The organism is Streptomyces sp. NPDC087859 (genome assembly GCF_044742595.1).
GTDB lineage: Bacteria > Actinomycetota > Actinomycetes > Streptomycetales > Streptomycetaceae > Streptomyces > Streptomyces canus_F.
Genome location: NZ_JBIUUU010000005.1, coordinates 102,954 through 119,247, shown reverse-complemented (window position 1 = coordinate 119,247; position 16,294 = coordinate 102,954). Strand labels below are relative to the sequence as shown.

General features: G+C 74.0%; 12 protein-coding genes. 5 read left to right on the top strand and 7 right to left on the bottom strand.

Features of this window, described 5'->3' with window-relative positions:
- The first annotated feature begins 436 nt into the window (after nucleotides 1-436).
- On the top strand, nucleotides 437-1,621 hold the full coding sequence (locus ACIOHP_RS13265) for a mannose-binding protein (RefSeq protein WP_401886659.1): 1,185 nt from the start codon (nucleotides 437-439) through the stop codon (nucleotides 1,619-1,621).
- An 84-nt stretch (nucleotides 1,622-1,705) separates the two neighbouring features.
- Here the strand turns inward: ACIOHP_RS13265 and ACIOHP_RS13260 are convergent, their stop codons facing one another.
- The 5 genes from ACIOHP_RS13260 to ACIOHP_RS13240 all read right to left on the bottom strand — a co-directional run bounded on the left by ACIOHP_RS13260 (nucleotide 1,706) and on the right by ACIOHP_RS13240 (nucleotide 9,210).
- Entirely contained in the window at nucleotides 1,706-3,988 is a 2,283-nt protein-coding gene (locus ACIOHP_RS13260; RefSeq protein WP_401886657.1) for a lantibiotic dehydratase, read from the bottom strand.
- A gap of 140 nt (nucleotides 3,989-4,128) precedes the next feature.
- Entirely contained in the window at nucleotides 4,129-4,386 is a 258-nt protein-coding gene (locus ACIOHP_RS13255) for an acyl carrier protein (RefSeq protein WP_401886654.1), read from the bottom strand.
- A complete protein-coding gene (locus ACIOHP_RS13250; RefSeq protein ID WP_401886651.1) occupies nucleotides 4,383-5,399 on the bottom strand; it encodes a pyridoxal-phosphate dependent enzyme in 1,017 nt (338 codons plus the stop codon). Before ACIOHP_RS13250 ends, ACIOHP_RS13255 begins: the two co-directional genes overlap by 4 nt.
- Complete coding sequence (locus ACIOHP_RS13245; RefSeq protein ID WP_401886648.1) at nucleotides 5,396-6,889, bottom strand: amino acid adenylation domain-containing protein; 1,494 nt, start codon at nucleotides 6,887-6,889, stop codon at nucleotides 5,396-5,398. Before ACIOHP_RS13245 ends, ACIOHP_RS13250 begins: the two co-directional genes overlap by 4 nt.
- Nucleotides 6,889-9,210, bottom strand: a complete 2,322-nt coding sequence (locus ACIOHP_RS13240) for a lantibiotic dehydratase (RefSeq protein ID WP_401886645.1) — start codon at nucleotides 9,208-9,210, stop codon at nucleotides 6,889-6,891. The genes ACIOHP_RS13245 and ACIOHP_RS13240 overlap by 1 nt, the downstream gene beginning before the upstream one ends.
- Nucleotides 9,211-9,522: 312 nt before the next feature.
- Between ACIOHP_RS13240 and ACIOHP_RS13235 the strand changes: the two genes are divergently transcribed.
- The 3 genes from ACIOHP_RS13235 (at nucleotide 9,523) to ACIOHP_RS13225 (ending at nucleotide 11,414) form a co-directional block, all read left to right on the top strand.
- Nucleotides 9,523-9,720, top strand: coding sequence for an MbtH family NRPS accessory protein (locus ACIOHP_RS13235; protein WP_361491875.1), 198 nt, complete (start codon nucleotides 9,523-9,525; stop codon nucleotides 9,718-9,720).
- The gene (locus ACIOHP_RS13230) at nucleotides 9,713-10,534 is read left to right on the top strand and encodes a 4'-phosphopantetheinyl transferase superfamily protein (RefSeq protein WP_361491736.1); all 822 of its coding nucleotides are present in this window, start codon (nucleotides 9,713-9,715) and stop codon (nucleotides 10,532-10,534) included. The genes ACIOHP_RS13235 and ACIOHP_RS13230 overlap by 8 nt, the downstream gene beginning before the upstream one ends.
- A gap of 145 nt (nucleotides 10,535-10,679) precedes the next feature.
- Nucleotides 10,680-11,414: a Type 1 glutamine amidotransferase-like domain-containing protein gene (locus ACIOHP_RS13225; protein WP_401886641.1), complete on the top strand. Its 735-nt coding sequence runs from the start codon at nucleotides 10,680-10,682 to the stop codon at nucleotides 11,412-11,414.
- 125 nt (nucleotides 11,415-11,539) lie between these two features.
- On the opposite strand, the gene ACIOHP_RS13220 is transcribed toward ACIOHP_RS13225, so the two are convergent.
- Complete coding sequence (locus tag ACIOHP_RS13220) at nucleotides 11,540-12,151, bottom strand: response regulator transcription factor (protein WP_401886637.1); 612 nt, start codon at nucleotides 12,149-12,151, stop codon at nucleotides 11,540-11,542.
- The gene (locus tag ACIOHP_RS13215; protein WP_401886634.1) at nucleotides 12,148-12,759 is read right to left on the bottom strand and encodes a LuxR C-terminal-related transcriptional regulator; all 612 of its coding nucleotides are present in this window, start codon (nucleotides 12,757-12,759) and stop codon (nucleotides 12,148-12,150) included. The genes ACIOHP_RS13220 and ACIOHP_RS13215 overlap by 4 nt, the downstream gene beginning before the upstream one ends.
- A 449-nt stretch (nucleotides 12,760-13,208) precedes the next feature.
- On the opposite strand from ACIOHP_RS13215, the gene ACIOHP_RS13210 reads away from it, so the two are divergent.
- Entirely contained in the window at nucleotides 13,209-16,277 is a 3,069-nt protein-coding gene (locus tag ACIOHP_RS13210) for a type 2 lanthipeptide synthetase LanM family protein (RefSeq protein ID WP_401886631.1), read from the top strand.
- Nucleotides 16,278-16,294 lie beyond the last annotated feature (17 nt).

Sequence of the window (16,294 nt, the reverse complement as noted above, 5' to 3'; positions counted from 1 at the left end):
CTCGCGCACACACCGACGATGATCAGATCGGGAGCCCAGGATGCCACACCAGCCCCGCCCGTTGCGGAGCCGGCGGAGTCCGAATCGCGCGTCGGCGTGCCCGTTCGCTGCCCGGATCGGGGACTTTCCGGGAGCAGCGAGGCCTGAGTGGACAAAGCGACGGCAGAGTTGAGGGAGGCGGTCGGCCAACCATCCACGGCAGGCGCTAAGTTGAGCCGTACGGGAAGACCTTGTTGCTCGGCACGGCGCCGGATCGACCTGCGGCCGCCACCGCGGCGAGTCGGCGCTCCTCGACGACCCTCGACCGGGCCGAACCCCGGTCCACCTCGGCGCGGCACTCGACCAACGCCCGCCAAACTTCCCGGTGTACATCCAGCCGACCACTGCCCGGGCCCCGGCCACGACCGACAGCTCCGCCACCGAGGAGGAGTACCGCATGTCCCCCCAGCACCCCACCCCCGACGCGAACTCGGAGGCGGCCGCCGCCCGCGCAGGGGAGACCGGATTACCGCCCACCCCCTCCACACCGGACGGGCCGACGCCGCGCCAATCCCCGGCTCCGGAAGCGGAGTCCGGGAACACCCGAGCCGAATCCGACGCCGCCAAGGCGAAGTCCGGCAAGAACAGAACGGAGCACGGCGCCGCGGACACGGAATCCGGCGGCGCCGGCGCGGAGTCCGGACCCGGGACGGCGGAGTCCGGTGCCACCGGGGCCGGGGCGCCCGCCGCTGCCGGAGCCGAGGAGAGCAACGCCACCGCTGCCGGACCCGAAAAGACCACTGCCCCGGGTGCGAGAGAACCTGCCGGCGCCGAGGAAACCACTGCCACCCCGCCCGCGGCAGCGGCAACCGGAACCACTGAGGCACCCGAGGAGCGCGTCGCCGTAGCGGCAGCCGTCGGAACCACGCCGCCGGGTGCCAGGACCCACACCGGCGTCGGCAGCGGACGCCCCCGCAAGCCGATCCTGGCCGGGGCAGCGATAGCCGGCGCCGCTCTGATCGCCATACCCCTGCTGCTGACCGGCAGCGCGAAGGACGACGGACCCCCCGACTCCGCAAAAGGGTTGGCCGCAGGGGGCTCCGACACCGTCCTGAACCCGACCTCCGCCCCAGCCGCCCTCGACGACTACGTGGCCGAGAAGCCCAGCCCGTCCCCGAAGAAGGCGAAGCCGACGAAGAGCGCGCCCGCGAAGGCCGCCGCTCCCCAGTCCGCCGCGCCCGAGCCGGAGACCAGCACGAGCAGCAAAGCCGAGACGAAACCCAAGGCCAAGCCCAAGCCGAAGGCGAGCCCGAAGCCGAACTGGAGCACCGAGACCGTCTTCGCGACCAGCGTCCTGGAGGTCAACCAGGCCTGGACCACCAACCGCATCCGGATGGTCATGCAGACCGACGGCAACCTCGTCGTCTACAACGAGCAGGGCAAGCCCATCTGGGCGTCCATGACCTTCGGCGCGAACCACCGGGCGATCTTCCAGCAGGACGGCAACCTCGTCATCCACAACGGCGACGACCGCCCCATCTGGGCTTCGCAGACCTGGGGCCACGAAGGAGCCCAACTCGTCCTCCGGGCCGACGCCAAGGTGGTCATCGTGCAGAACGGCGGAGTGATCTGGTCGACCTGACACGCTCTCCAACGCGGGTTCGGCGCACCCCGTCGATGCCTGGACGAGGAAGGCGACAAGGACAGATCGGCTGCCCTGCCTCCCTCACTCCCCCTCTGTGTCGAAGGCCACGAATCTCAACTCCGCTGTGTAGCGCCGCCTTTCGTCATCAGTGAGCCAGGTCTGTTCCGGGGTCGGAAGCATCTCCGTGAACGTGGCTGTGCCGTTCGGGTCCTTACGGGCAAGGCGGCGCAGGGCCTTGGCCAGGATCGTGACGTACACCGGGCTGTCGAAGTCGACGTAGAAGGGTCGGGACTCCGTCGGAGAGACGACGAAGACGTAGCGGGGCAGGCCGAGACGGGTGCGCCACTGGCGCGCCCGCACGAAACGCCGGGCTTCGTCCTTGTCGTCGGCGAAGGCGGCCTCCGCGGCGGGCAGCTGCCAGGTCTCGCGGGCGACCACCATGCGGTCGAGGGTGACGCGGGGGGTGTGGGCGGCCGGTGGCAGCAGCTGGAAGAGGTCCATCGACAACGTGGTCAGGACGTGTGAGAAGACGTCGATCGCGGGGAAGAGCGCACCGTCGGGCAGGCGGACGACGAGGTCGCCGTCGCGCTCCTCGACGAGGGCGTCGGCGCTGCGGACGGCCCGGGGGCGGGAAGGGTCGGCGGTGAAGTCGGACAGGGCGACCTGGTAGTCCTGGGGCCGTACCAGCGTGTGCCGGACGCGGGCCGAGAGGCGGGCGCGGTGCTCCTTGGGGATCAGGGGCATCAGGCGCGGGCCGGGGTGGTCCTGGTCGGTGAGGGCGAACAGTTCGTCGATGTCGGGGTGCTGGTGGGTGAAGAGCGAGGCACCCAAGGTGTTGGCCGCGAGGTGGAGTTCACCGAGGACGAGGGTGAGGTCGCCGCGTGCGGCCGCCTCAGGACCGTCGGCGGCGATCATGATGTCCGGGCTGAGGTAACGGGCGGCGGTCCAGCCTCCGCCGCCGACGAACTCCCGCCGCGCGGCCGCCTCGATGTCGGCGGCGCGCCGGCTGACCCTGCGGGCCCCCTCGGGGACAGCGAGGATGCGCCGCCAGCGTGCGGCGAACTCCCGCTGCAGCTCCCCGGCTGCCGTGCGGGCACTGCCGTGCAGAACCGGCAGGCACGCGAACCAGAAGGAGGCCAGGTCGACCGGGCCCTCGGCGGCGAGTCGGTGATGGACCGCGCGGATCTCGGCTTCCACGGTGGCGGCCAGTTGTGAGGTGAGCCAGCCGGCGCTGTCCATCAGGATGCGCAGTGGGGACAGCGCCTCCACGACGGCCGGTCCGAGGCGGGCGGTCGCGGAGCGCCGGGTGTCGCTGTACACGAGAGAGCGGCAGGGGGCGGTGGAGGCCGACTTCTCCCGCACGGCTGCCGTGTCCGTGAGGTCGGTGAAGTCGCGCTCCAACTCCTGCAGTGCAGTCAGGAGTTCGTCCTCGTCGGTGGCGGCGGCTACCTTCTCCCTGCCTTTCTCCAGGAGGTCGAGGGCAGCGAGGCCACGTTGCCTCAGGCTCGGGTCGCCGATGGTCAGCAGCCAGGTGCGCAGGGCCCGCTCGGGGTGGGTTCCGGCCGGGACCTCCAGCCGCCAGGTCACCCAGCGGCGGGCCACCAGGTCGTGCAGCGTCGCGGCGACGTCGATTCCGGGCAGGTCGGTGGCGATGTCGCGGGCCTGCCGTACCCCGTCGCAGCGGGCGAGAACCGCCGCCGCCGCGGCGGACACCGTCGTCGGGCGCCGGCCGGGCACCCGCACCGCGTCACCGTTCAGCACGACGAACGGCACCCGCCGCGGGGCGATCCAGTCGCGCAGTCCCGCATCCGCGTCCAGGATCTTGGCAAGCGCGTCAATGCCCCAACTGGCCCAGTAGACCGTGGAGTCGGCGATCAGACCGGTCCCCGGGTCGACCTGCACTCCGGACGCCGCCGTGTCCCAGCGGCCCCAGCCGACGGGGCCGAAGAAGCCGATGGTGTCGTTCTTCACGCAGAACCGCTGCCAGTAGTGCGCGACGAGCTCCTCACGCTGGCGGGGCATGCTGCTGCGCGCATCGCTGCCCGGCCTCCAGCGCAGGAACGGCGCGATGCCGGAGGTGAGCACGGGCCGGTTCTGCCAGGCCACCGCCTGCCGGAACGCCGGGGTGCGGGCGATGTCCTGAAGAACGTGCGCGGTCTCCACGGCCGCCGCGCCCAGCTCGTCGGTGAAGGCTTCCCAGTCGGGGCCGGACAGCGGGGTGTCGGGGCCGAACTTGTCCGCGGCCTCGGCGAGTCCGGGGGGAGCCAGGCGTAGCACACCGTCGGCCGGGAAGCCCGGTCCGCGCAGCGCGAACTGGTTCCACAGGCGCCAGCGGCCGAGGAACGGAACGAGGTCTTCGGTCATGGCGGCACTCCTTGACGCGCGTACGGGACGAGGTGAGGTGGGGGTGAGGCGGTGCGGCGACCGGCCGGTGGCCCCCGGCCCGCGCACGGACCGAGGTGCGCGGGGCAACGGGGACCTGGTCGGCGCCACGATGCCCGGGGTCAGGGGCGGCCGAAGTCGGCGTCGACGACCTCGGCGAGGTCGCGCGGGGTCGGGTAGGCGAAGACCAGGGAGACCGGGACGTCTTCGGAGCCGAGGATCTCCTGGAGGCGGCCGGTGATCTGGAAGGCGGTCAGGGAGTCGCCGCCCGCCTCGTAGAAGTCGGTGTCCGCGGTGAGGTCGGCGTAGTCCAGGACGTCGCGGAAGACGTCGACGAGCAGGTCGAGGGTGCTGACGGCGGTGGCGGTCTTCTCGGTCATGGCGTGTCCTCCTGGAAGGTGGTGGGTGCGATGCAGGTGTGCAGGCGGGCGGCGGTGTTGCCGCCGGAGACGACGGCCACGGCGGCTTCGCGGCGGCCGGCGCGCAGGGCTCCGGCCAGGGCGACGGCACCGCTGGGTTCGGCGTCGACGCCGTGGCGGCACAACAGGGCTGCTGCGGCGAGGATCTCGGCCTCGCCGACGGCGATGAGGTCATCGACCCGGTCACGGATGATCGGGTACGTGAGGCGTCCGGGCCGCTGGCCGCGCAGGCCGTCGGCGACGGTGTTGCTCGGCGGCAGCTGGACGGGATGTCCTGCGGCAAGGGAGCGTGCGTAGCGCGAGGTGAGGGCGGGTTCCACGCCGACGACCCGGACGGGGCGTCCGGTGGCGGCGAGACAGACGCCCGCCAGGAGGCCGCCGCCGCCGACCGGGACGTAGACCGTCTCGGTGTCGGGGGCGTCGGTGAGGAGTTCGGTGCCGACCGTGCCCTGGCCGGCGATCACCAGGGGGTGGTCGGACGAGGGGACGAGGGCGGCGCCGGTCGTCTCGGCGAGAGCCCTGGCGCGTTCCTCGCGCGCGGCGACTCCCCCGCCCACCTGGACGGTGTGGGCGCCCAGGGCGCGGATGGCGGCGGCTTTGGCGGGGGCGGCACCGGAGGCGAGGACGACGGTCAGCTCGAGGCCGAGGGTACGGGCAATACGGGCGAGGGCGATGCCGTGGTTGCCGGAGGAGCCGGTGACGACGCGGTCGGCGTTCAGGGCGAGAACGGCGTTGGCGGCACCGCGGGTCTTGAACGAGCCGCCGATCTGGCGGTGTTCGGCCTTCAGCAGCAGGCGTGGGCCGCAGGCGGCGGTCCTCGGACCGGGCAGCAGGGGGGTGCGCACGATGTACGGGGCGATGCGCGCGGCGGCGATGGCGAGGTCGGCGGGACCAGGGAGGTGGGCCGCGGCGTGCGTGGTCGTGGGCCAGGTGCCGAGCGTGGTCGGGCGGCCGGTGGTGGTCGGCGTGCTCATGCGGTGCTCCCGGCGACCAGGCGGCTGCGGTCGGCCTTGCCGCCGCGGGTGGTGGGCAAGGCGGTGTGGCGGTGGAAGAGGCGCGGCATCAGGTGGGGCGGCAGAGTGCGGGCCAGATGGGCGCGCAGGGCGGCGTCCGGCATCGTGTGGTCTCCGGTGACGTGCGCGGCCAGGTAGACGCGGCCGCGGTCGTCGGTGTGCGGGGTGACGACGGCCCCGCTCACGGCGGGGTGGGTGAGCAGGGCGCCCTCGATCTCGGCGGGGTCCACGCGGTAGCCGCGGATCTTGATCTGCCGGTCACCTCGGCCTTCGTAGCGCAGCCCTTGAGGGCTCCACCGACCCAGGTCACCGGTGCGGTACATGCGGGAGCCGGGCGGTCCGTAGGGGTCGGGGACGAACGAGGCGGCGGTGCGCGCCGGGAGCCCTCCGTAACCGCGGGCGAGGCCCGTGCCCCCGATGTACACCTCGCCCACGGCGCCGTCGGGGACGGGTGCGAGGTCGGGGCCGAGGACGCGGATCGTGGCGCCGCTCCTGGGCAGGCCGACGATGTCGTCGGCCGGGTCCGGGTCGGCCGCGACACTGTGGCGGGTGGTCGTCATGGTGCATTCGGTCGGCCCGTACTGGTTGACGAGTCGGCCGGGGACGAGGTGCCGGCCGCCCGCGGTGAGGAAGGGGCGCAGGGACTCGCCGCTGGACGCGACGAGGGTGACGCCGGCCAGCGGGTCGGAAAGGTCGCGCTGTCCGGCGAGGTGGGTGAGGAAGGAGGGGGTGACGCTGAGCAGGGCGGTGACACGGTGTTCGCGCACGGTGCGGGCGAACTCGGCCGGGCGCAGCAGCCGGGCGCGCTCCACGAGGACGAGGCGGGCGCCGGCCAGCAGGGGTGCGAAGGTGTCGCGGATCGAGGCGTCGTAGCCGAGTGGAGCGGTCTGCAGGGCGACGGTGTCGGGGCCGAGGCCGAGGGCCCGGGCGGTGTCGCGCAGGTAGCTGTCGAGGGCGTGGTACTCGACGAGGACGGGGCTCGGCTCGCCGGTGCTGCCGGAGGTGTGGCTGACGTAGGCCAGGGCCCGGGGGTCGGCGGGCGCGAGGGGAGGGTCGTCGGCCGGGGCGGCACGGTCCGGTGCGTCGAGGCGGACGACGGGGACGCCGAGACGGAAGGCGGCGGCGTGCTCTGTGGTGGTCAGCAGCAGTCGGGCGCCCGCGCTGCGGACGAAGGATGCCAGCCGGTCGCGGGGCTGGCTCACATCCAGGGTGAGGAAGGCCGCGCCGCAGCGCAGCACGGCCGTCATGGCGGCGACCGCGTCCAGGCCGTGCTCGACGGCGACGGCGCAGACGGTCTCCGGCCGCACTCCGTGCGCCCGCAGCAGACGGGTCACCTCCGCTGTCCGGTCGTCGAGTTGCCGGTAGGTCACCGGACCGTCGGGGGTCTCCAGGGCGATCCGCCGCGGGTGCCGGGCGGCGTGTTCGGCGATGTCGTCGGCGAACGTGCGCATCACCGGCCCCCCTCGCCGGTGACGGTCTGGTCGACGGCGACGAAGCGCAGTTCGGAGGTGTAGCGCTGTCCGTCGGCGTCGGTGAGCCAGGCCTGTTCGGGGGTGGGCAGCATCTCGCTGACCTTCAGGCGGGCGCCGAGGTCCTTGCGGGCGAGCCTGCGGGCGGCCTTGGCGAGGATGGTGATGTAGACGGGGCTGTCGAAGTCGACGTAGAACGGGCGGGGTTCGGCCGGGGAGACGACGAACACGAAACGCGGCAGGTCGTGGCGGCCCTGCCAGTGGCGGGCCCGGACGAAGCGGGCGGCCTCCGACTTCTCGTCGGCGAAGTCGACCTCTGCGACCGGCAGTTGCCAGGTCTCGCGGGCCAGGATCATGCGATCGACGCTGATGCGCGGGGTGTGGTCGCCTTCGGGGCGCAGGGTGAAGCGGTCCATCACGCGCTGGGTGAGGGTGTTGGCGTAGGCGTCGAGGAGGTCGTAGCGGGTGCCGTCGGACAGCACCGCTGTCAGCCGGCCGTCGGTGTCCTCCACCAGGACGTCGGCGCTCAGCGCGGTGCGCGGACGGTGGGGGTCTCCGGTCTGGTCGACCAGCGCCACGTAGTGGTCCTGGTCCCGGTCGAGCGAGGGGCGGCTGCGGGTGGACCACTTCAGGGGCAGCTCCTTGGCGAGCATGGGCAGCAGACGCGTGGCGGGGAAGTCGCGGCTGGTCTCGGCGATCAGCTCGTCGCGGTCGGGGTGCTGGTGCACGAAGAGGGAGGCGCCCATGGTGTTCAGGGCGCAGTGCATCTCGCCCAGGACCAGTTCCACGTCCCCGCGTGCCAGCGCCGCCTGGTCCTCGGCGACGACGAGCAGGTCGGGGCTGATGTAGCGGGCCAGGGACCAGCCGTCCCCGGGCTCCTCGAACTCCTCACGGACCCTGGCGGCGAGGTCGGCGGTGGCCAGCCGGACTCGGCGCGCGCCGGGCGGGATGTCGAGCAGGCGGGCCCACTTGGCGCGCAGTTCGCCCTGGACGGCGTCAATGAGGTCGCCGGCCTCGGGGTGCGGTGAGGGCAGGGTGTGCAGCCACAAGGTGGCGAGGTCGACGGGGCCGTCGGCGGCGAGCCGGTCGTACACGGTGCGCAGGCGGGCGCGGATGCCGTCGGCGAAGCGGTTGGTCATCCAGCGCGCGGCGGTCAGGCACAGCTGGAGGGGTTCCAGGTGGGCGAGCAGGTCCGGTCCTGCGGTGGCGGTGGCCGCGCGACGCGTGTCGGAGTAGACCAGGCCGCGGCAGGGCGCGGTCCGGGCGCCCTTGGCGCGCTGGGCCTCGGTGTCGGTGAGGGCGGCGAAGTCGGCTTCCAGGGCGCCGATCGCCGCGGTCAGCGCGTCCGCGTCGTCGCCGGCGTCGCGCACGGCGTCACGCCCGCCCTCCAGGACGGCGAGCTTGGCCAGCGCGCGACCACGTGCCGCCGCGTCGGGGACCCGCTCCACGATGGCGCGCAGCGCGCGGTCGGGGTGGGTGGCCGCGGGTACCTCCAGGCGCCAGTGCACCCAGCGCCTGCGCGCCAACTCCCCCACGACGGCGGCTGCGTCGTCCTCGGGCAGATCGAGTGCGGCGGCGATCTCGGCCACCGGCCGGGTCCCGTCGCACAGTTCCAGCACGGCCGCCTCACGCTCCCCCACCGGCTGCGCGGGACGCCCGGGCACCCGGACGGTGGTGCCGACGACACGGACGATGGAGACGCGGCGCGGCGGGATCCAGCGCATCAGCGCGGCGTCCTCGGCCAGCACCTTCGCCAGGGCGTCGATCGCCCAGCCGGAGAAGTACACCTCTCCCGCGGCCAGGAAGGCGTTCCCAGCGCGGGTGGAGACGGCGTCCGGCGCGGTGAGGTCCCAGCTGCCCCAGCCGACGGGGCCGAAGAAGCCGATGGTGTCGTTCTTCACGCAGAACCGCTGCCAGTAGTGCGCGACGAGCTCCTCACGCTGGCGGGGCATGCTGCTGCGCGCATCGCTGCCCGGCTTCCACCGCAGGAACGGGGCGATGCCGGTGCGCAGTACGGCGGGGTTCTGCCAGGCCAGAGCCGCCTGGAAGCGGGGCCGGGCGGCCACCTCCTGCAGGTGGCGGGCGGTGTGCACGGCGGCGGCGGCCAGCTCCTCGGTGAAGCCGTCCCACTCGGGGCCGGACAGCGCCGTGCCGGGGCCGAACTTGTCGGCGGCCTCGGCCAGTCCGGGCGGGGCCAGGCGCAGCACGCCGTCGGCGGGGAAGCCCGGGCCGCGCAGCGCGAACTGTTCCCACAGCCGCCAGCCTCCGCCCGGCAGCAGGACAGGTGCGTGCTCGTCCGACATCGCGTGCTCCTTCCGGAAAGGGGGGTGCGGGGAGGCGACCGGCCCCGGGGCGGACGGTGGTCCGCCCCGGGTCTGCCGGGTTCTCCGGCCGCAGAGCACCGTCCCGCGCGGCGGGGGTGGGCCGACAGAGAAGATCCGGCAGCAACACGTGCCACGGGGTCGGCGCGTTCGTCCCTGACCCGGGCCTTCGGGGTGCGGGCACGCTGTCGGCGTCGGCCGTGACCTGCGGCCGGCCCCATCACCCGCGGGAGGTTCACCGTGACGCAACCCGACTTCGCCAACGGCGCGGACGCCGAGGAGGTCCGCCCGGACATCGACGAGGAGTACCTCGTGGTACGCAACGACGAGGAGCAGTACTCGATCTGGCGGGCGGACCGCGAACTGCCCGCGGGCTGGCACCCGGAGGGGCTGCGCGGAGGCCGGCAGGCGTGCTTGGACCACATCGGCGTGATCTGGACGGACATGCGTCCGCTGAGCCTGCGCCGGCGGCTGGCCGAGGCAGATGCCTGAGGGACTCCCGGGCAGGCTCCCGGGTCCCTCGGCCCACGATCCGCCGACCGCCGCCACGTCCTGCGCCCTGACCGCTCCCGCCGCACCTCTCGCACTGCCGCAGCGGTTGTGTCCGGCCGTGCTGGACCTGTCGGGGCTGCGGGACAGGCCGGCCGGGCAAGGCCCCCGTGCCCTGCGTGCCCCGCTGGAGCTGTACCTGGCCCGGGTCGCGGAGCAGGACGCGCAGACCCTCCGGCACGCCCGCGAGGTCCTCGACGCGGAGGAACGGGCCCGCGCCCGCGCCTTCCGGCACGACCGGGACCGCGACGCCTACGTGGTCGCCCACGCGGCGCTGCGGGGCGTGCTCAGCGTCGTGCTCGGGGTACGCGCCGACGCGCTGGCGCTGACCCGCGAGCCCTGCACGGGCTGCGGCGGGCCGCACGGGCGCCCCGTGCTGCCCGCATCAGGGGTGCACTTCTCGCTGTCGCACAGCGGGGGGCTGGTGCTGGTGGCGCTCGCGCCTGCGCCGGTCGGCGTCGACGTGGAGGAGTTGGCCACCGTGAAGGTCATGCTCAGCGCGCAGGCGGCACTGCACTGCGCGGAGGCGGACGAGCTGGCACGCCTGCCCGCCTACAGCCGGCCGGCGGCGTTCACCCGCGCCTGGGTACGCAAGGAGGCCTACCTCAAAGGGCTGGGCACGGGTCTGGTCCGCAATCCCGCGCTCGACTACCTGGGTACCGGCCCGACGCCCACCGACCCGGCACCGGGTTGGGCGGTGCGCGACGTTCTGGTCCCGTCCGGGTATGCGGCCGCCGTGGGCCTGCGCACCTGCTGACCCGCACCCGGCAGCGGGGCGGGGACCGGTTCAACCACCGGTCCCCGCCCCGCTGTTGGCATGCGCCCAGCCGTTTCCGACCTGCGCACCGCCTTCACACATCACTCACGCTTTCCACCACGGTGATCGGTATACGATCACGCGGATGACAGCACCCGAACCCACCATCGTCGCCACCTCAGGCGGTTTTCGCCCCGGCAGACGCACGCGGGTGCTCTTCGACTCCCTGGTCCACCACGCGGTCGACCTCTCCGGCGTGCACGGCAGACGCCCGCGCATCCTCCACGTCGGCACCGCGGCGGGAGACGCCGAGCATGTCGCCGCGCGGGTCTCCGAAGCGGCCCGGGTGGCGGGCTACGACCTCACCCCGCTGCAGTTGTTCCCCATGCCCAACGTCGAGGACATCGAGGCCACGGTGCTCGACCACGACGTGGTGTGGGTGGGCGGCGGATCGGTGGCCAACCTGCTCGCCGTATGGCGGGTGCACGCCCTGGACACGGTCCTGCGGCGCGCCTGGCAGGCCGGAGTGGTCCTCGCCGGCGTGAGCGCGGGCTCCATCTGCTGGTACGAGGGCGGCACCACCGACTCCTTCGGACCCGAGCTGCGAGCGGTCACCGACGGACTCGCCCTGCTCCCCTACGGCAACGGAGTGCACTACGACTCCGACGAGGGCCGCCGCCCGCTGATCCACCGCCTGGTCACCGACGGCACCTTCACCGAGGCCCACTGCACCGACGACGGGGTGGGCCTGGTCTACCGCGGAACCGAACTCGTCGAGGCGGTGGCGGAGTTGCCGCACAAGGCGGCGTACCTGGTGCGACGGGAGAACGGACGGGCCGTGGAGGAGCGCATCGAGCCGCGCCTGCTGCCGGCGAACTGACCGCCCGTCTCTCCCACGACTTCGCCCACACGACCGCGCGGGGCGACGGGCCGGCCCTCGGTGCCCGTAAGGCACCATGAGCGCGCGTTCCCGTGCCCCGCGTCGTGGACGGGTCGGTCCAGGAATCAGACCAGGCCGTGGCGCACGGCGTGGGCGACCGCGTGGGCGCGGTTGCGGGCCTGCAGTCGGGTCATGAGCTCGTAGATGACGTTCTTCACGGTGTGTTCGGAGCAGCCCAGCAGCAGGGCGATGTCGGCGTTGCCGTGTCCCTCGGCCATCAGGCGCAGGACCGAGGTCTGCCGCGCGGTCAGGGCCGGCGTGCCGGGGGCGGGCGCTCCGTGCGGGCGGATGCCGGTGCTCAGCACGCCCGACAACTCCGGGTAGGGGATGCTCGGATGAGGGTGCGCGGCCCGGTGGACGGCCCTGAGGAGGCTGTCCTCGTTCAGTTCGGCGGCACCGATGACGACCGCTCCGGCGCGCAGGACCCGCCGTCGGCCCTCCGGGCTGACGGTGTCGCAGACGAACAGCACCGGCCCGGGAGTGCGCGGCACGCGCAGTGCCCGTTCCGTATCGGCGGCGACGATCACGGTGACCGTCCCGGCGCACGCGTACGCGTCCGCGCCGGGCTCAAGTCCGGCCCGTTCGGCGAGCGCACGGATGCGTTCCGCGCCCGGGGCGGGCACGACCCGCACCGCGACGGCAGGGGCGGCGGGCGGCGCTGTCAGGGTGGCGGTCACAGCAGGCCCGCCCGCAGTGCGTAGGCGACCGCGTGGGCGCGGTTGCGCAACCTGAAGCGCTGGGTGATGTCGTGCACGACGGTGGTCACGGTGCGAGGCGAGTAGGCGAGCCGCTGCGCGATCTCCGCCGTCTCGTGCCCGTCGGCCACCAGGCGCAGCACCGAACGCTCCCGTTCGGACAGCATGCCCTCGCTCCAGCCTCCGGAGCCGCGCACGGATGCGTCCGGCTGGTCCAGGAGCTCCTCCAGCAGGCCCGGTGGCAGGGTGCAGTCGTCGCGCGCGGCTGCCAGCACCGCGTGGGCCAGGCGGGAGGCATCGGCCTCCCGGCGCAGCAGCAGGCCCCGGGCACCGGCGGCGAGAGCGTGCAGCACGTCCCCGGAGGCGAGGGTGCCCGCCACCAGGACGACGGCGGGGCGGTGGGACTGGGTGCGGGTGGCGCGCACCATGTCGAGCTCGGCCGGACCGAGCCGGTCCACGGTGAGGACGGCGACCCGCGCGTCGGCGGGCTCGCAGACGGTCAGTTCGGATCGGACGAGCAGGGTCGCGCGGATGCCTGCCTCCAGCACCGGGTCGAGTGCGACCACACTGACACGTACGGGTGCTCCCATCTGCTGCTCCTTGGAAGATCGTGCGCCGGGCCTGAGGCTCCGCGGACGGTTCGGCATGGGGACTGAGAACACCGTGCCGTCCCCACGCCCGCCGGGGCATCGGTAGCCGGACCCCACATTTGCGCACCGGCCACGCCCCACACCCCGGTGCCACCGGACGGGCGGGTCAGACCCGGCCGCTCAGCCGGCCCGGGGAGACGGGGCGCAGGCCGTACGGACCCCGGCATGGGGAGCCATGGGGGAGCACGACCACCCGGGCACCGCCCCACCCCGGTCCGGGCGGCCCCGCTCCCCACCGCCGCCCCCTGCGCACGCACGAGGGAGCACGTCTCCCACCTGCGGTTTCCTCGGCCCGTCCCCCATACCCCCACCGGTGGGGAGAGGGCCGGGGAGAATATGGGGGACGGTTACCCATGTGGGGGCCGCAGAGGGTCTGCGACCTTCTTCTCGTGACCGACACCGCCAGCCTCCCGACTCCCCGGAGCGCCGGACTGCCCGCCACCTGGTGGGCCCCGGCGCTGACCCTCACGGAGCGGCTCCAAGCCCCCGGGCACCCCGGGGCGGCCGCCGCGACCGGCGCCTTTGGGCCGATGCCCTGGGCCGTCGGAGACGCGGAGGGCTTCGCCCTGCGGCTGGACCGCCTGGGCGTGGACGGCGACACGGCGGCAGCCCTGGCCGCCGAGTCCGCCGAGTGCCTCGCGGAGCGGACCGCCAAGCCCGACTGGGCGTCCTACGCGGAAGAGGTTCTGGCCGGCGCGCCCGACGGCCTTGTCGAGGTCGAGGTCAGCGGCGAGGGCCCCGACGTGTTCGCACCGGTCGTCAGGCCGCTGGTCGCCACGGCCGCCGCCCGCCTCGCGGACCTGACGGCCGGCGTCCCGGACGCCGAAGCCACCGTGTGGCGGGACGGCTTCACCCGGCGCCTGACCCGACAGCTGGTCCGGCAGGCCGCCCGCACCCTGGTCCACGAACTGCACACCGCCCGGCGCTCCGGGCTCCTGGCGGGGGCCGGTCCGCGCGAGCGGTTCGCCTCCTTCGCCGCGGCCACCGGCACCCGGCGGGGACTGTCGGACCTGTTCGCCACCTACCCCGTGCTGGCCCGGATGCTGACCCGGACCGCCCTGGACGCAACGCAGGCCGCCGCCGAGCTGGTCACCCGCTTCCAGGCCGACCGCCCCGCCCTGACCGCCACCCTCCTCGACGGCCGTGCGCCGGGCAGGCTCGTCCGCGTCGACCTCGGCCGCGGCGACGCCCACCAGGGCAACCGGTCCGTGGCGATCCTGCACTTCGCCGACGGCAGCCGGCTCGTGCACAAGCCCCGCCCGCTCGACCAGCACGCCCTGCTGGACCACCTGGTCGCCTGGCTCAACGCCAAGGTGCCCGGACTGGGGCTGCGCACACCGCGCACGCTGCGCCGCGACACCCACGGCTGGCTGGAGTTCATCGAGCACCGCTGGTGCACCTCGGTCACCCAGACCGATGCCTTCTACCGCCGCCAAGGCGCCCTGCTGGCCCTGCTGTACGCGGTGGACGGCGCCGACATGCACTACGAGAACGTCATCGCCCACGGCGACCAGCCGGTCCTGGTCGACGCCGAGACGCTGCTGCACACCGGTCTCGGACAGCCCCTCACGGCGGGCGCCGACCCGGCCGCGGACGCCCTGGCCGCCTCCGTCCACCGCACCTGCCTGCTCCCCCACCTCCTCATCGGTGAACACGGCGCCCTGGACATCTCCGCGCTCGGCCGCGACACCGACGGCACCTTCCCCAGCGAGGGGCTGCGCTGGGAGGACAGCGGACAGGACACGATGCGGGCCGTCCGCGGCCCGCTGCCCAGCCCGGCCGCCCAGAACCACCCGCTGCCCAACGGCACTTCGCTCTCCGACGCCGACCACACGGCTGCCCTGCTGGGAGGATTCCGCACCGCCTACACGGCGATCGCCGCACACCGCCGCGAACTGCTCGACACCGACGGCCCGTTGGCACACTGGACGGAGCGTCCGGCCCGGCTGATCGCCCGTGCGACCCGGCTGTACGCCACCCTCCTGGAGGAGTCCACCCACCCCGCGCTGCTGGGCAACGCACTGGCCCGGGAGGGGGTGTTCGCGGTGCTGTGGACGGAGTCCGCGCACGACACGGCGCGCGAGCGCCTCACCGAGCACGAGACCGCAGCACTGTGGCGCGGCGACATCCCCTTCTTCACCCACCGGCCCACCGCCACCGCGGTCCATGCCGACGACGGCACCTCGCTGCCCGGCGTGCTGCCGATGGCCGCCGCGACAGCGGTGCGCGAGAAGATCGGCCGCATGGACGAGGTCGACTGCCACGACCAGGAATGGATCATCTCGGCCACCCTCGCGGTACGCGGCGCGAGTTCACCGCTGGACCGCCCGCGGTCGGAACTGGCCCCGGCCCCTGTACCGCCGGTGGCACCGGAACCGTCCCGCCTGCTGGCCGCCGCGTGCGGGATCGCCGACGAGATCGCCGCCCGCGCGGTCCGGGGCGGATCCCGCACCAACTGGATCGGCCTGGAACGGGTGTCGGGAGCTCACTGGGCCGTACTGCCCATGGGGGCCGGCCTGGCCCAGGGATACTGCGGAGTCGCGCTGTTCCTGGCCCACACCGAAGCACTCACCGGATCCGGGCGCTACGGCATGGCAGCCCGCGAGGCGGTACGCCCGCTCCCCGCCCTCCTCAAGGCGCTCGCCGAGGACCCCGAACTGAGCGCGGCGGCCGGCCCGGGCGCCTACGACGGACTCGGCGGGATCGTGTACGCCCTGGTCCGACTGGCACAGATCCTCGACGAGGACCTGCGGGCATGCCTGCCGGACGCGCTGACCGCACTGGGCCACGCCGCGGCGGCATGTTCCGACCCCGGGCTGGCCCAGGGCCGAGCCGGGGCACTGGCCGCCGTGGTCGCCGCGTACGAGGCCACCGGTGATCCGGCAACCCTGCACCTGGCGGACCGGGTCGCGGACCTGCTGCTGGCAGCGCGGGCAGCCGGCCACAGCCCGTCCACCGCTGATCTCGCCGACGGCACCGCCGGCATCGCGTGGGCGCTCCAGCGCTACGCCGGACACCGGCCCGAGCGCGCCACCCGTGCCACCGAGGCCGCCCGCGCCCTGCTCGACTCCACGCCGCCCACCGGCGAAGAAGCGGATCTGTCCTGGTCGCACGGACTTGCCGGAAGGGCCGCCGCCGGCCTGCCGGAAGCCACCGCCCGCCTCGCGGACGCCTGCACCGGCCCCGACCTCAGCCTCGCCGAGGGCGCCCTCGGCAGGCTGGAGGCCCTGGCCGTCCTGGCCCAACAGGGCGACACCACAGCCCAGTCGGCCCTGGGACGGCACAGCGGTCACGTCCTCGCCCTCGTCGAGGCCCAGAGCCACCACTGCGCCACCCCCGACCACGTTCCCTCGCCCGGACTGATGACCGGCCTGGCCGGCATCGGCTACGGACTGCTCCGCCTGGCCCACCCGAGGACCGTCCCGTCGGTCCTGCTCCTGCACCACCCCGACCACTGACCCACCCGCACCTCCGC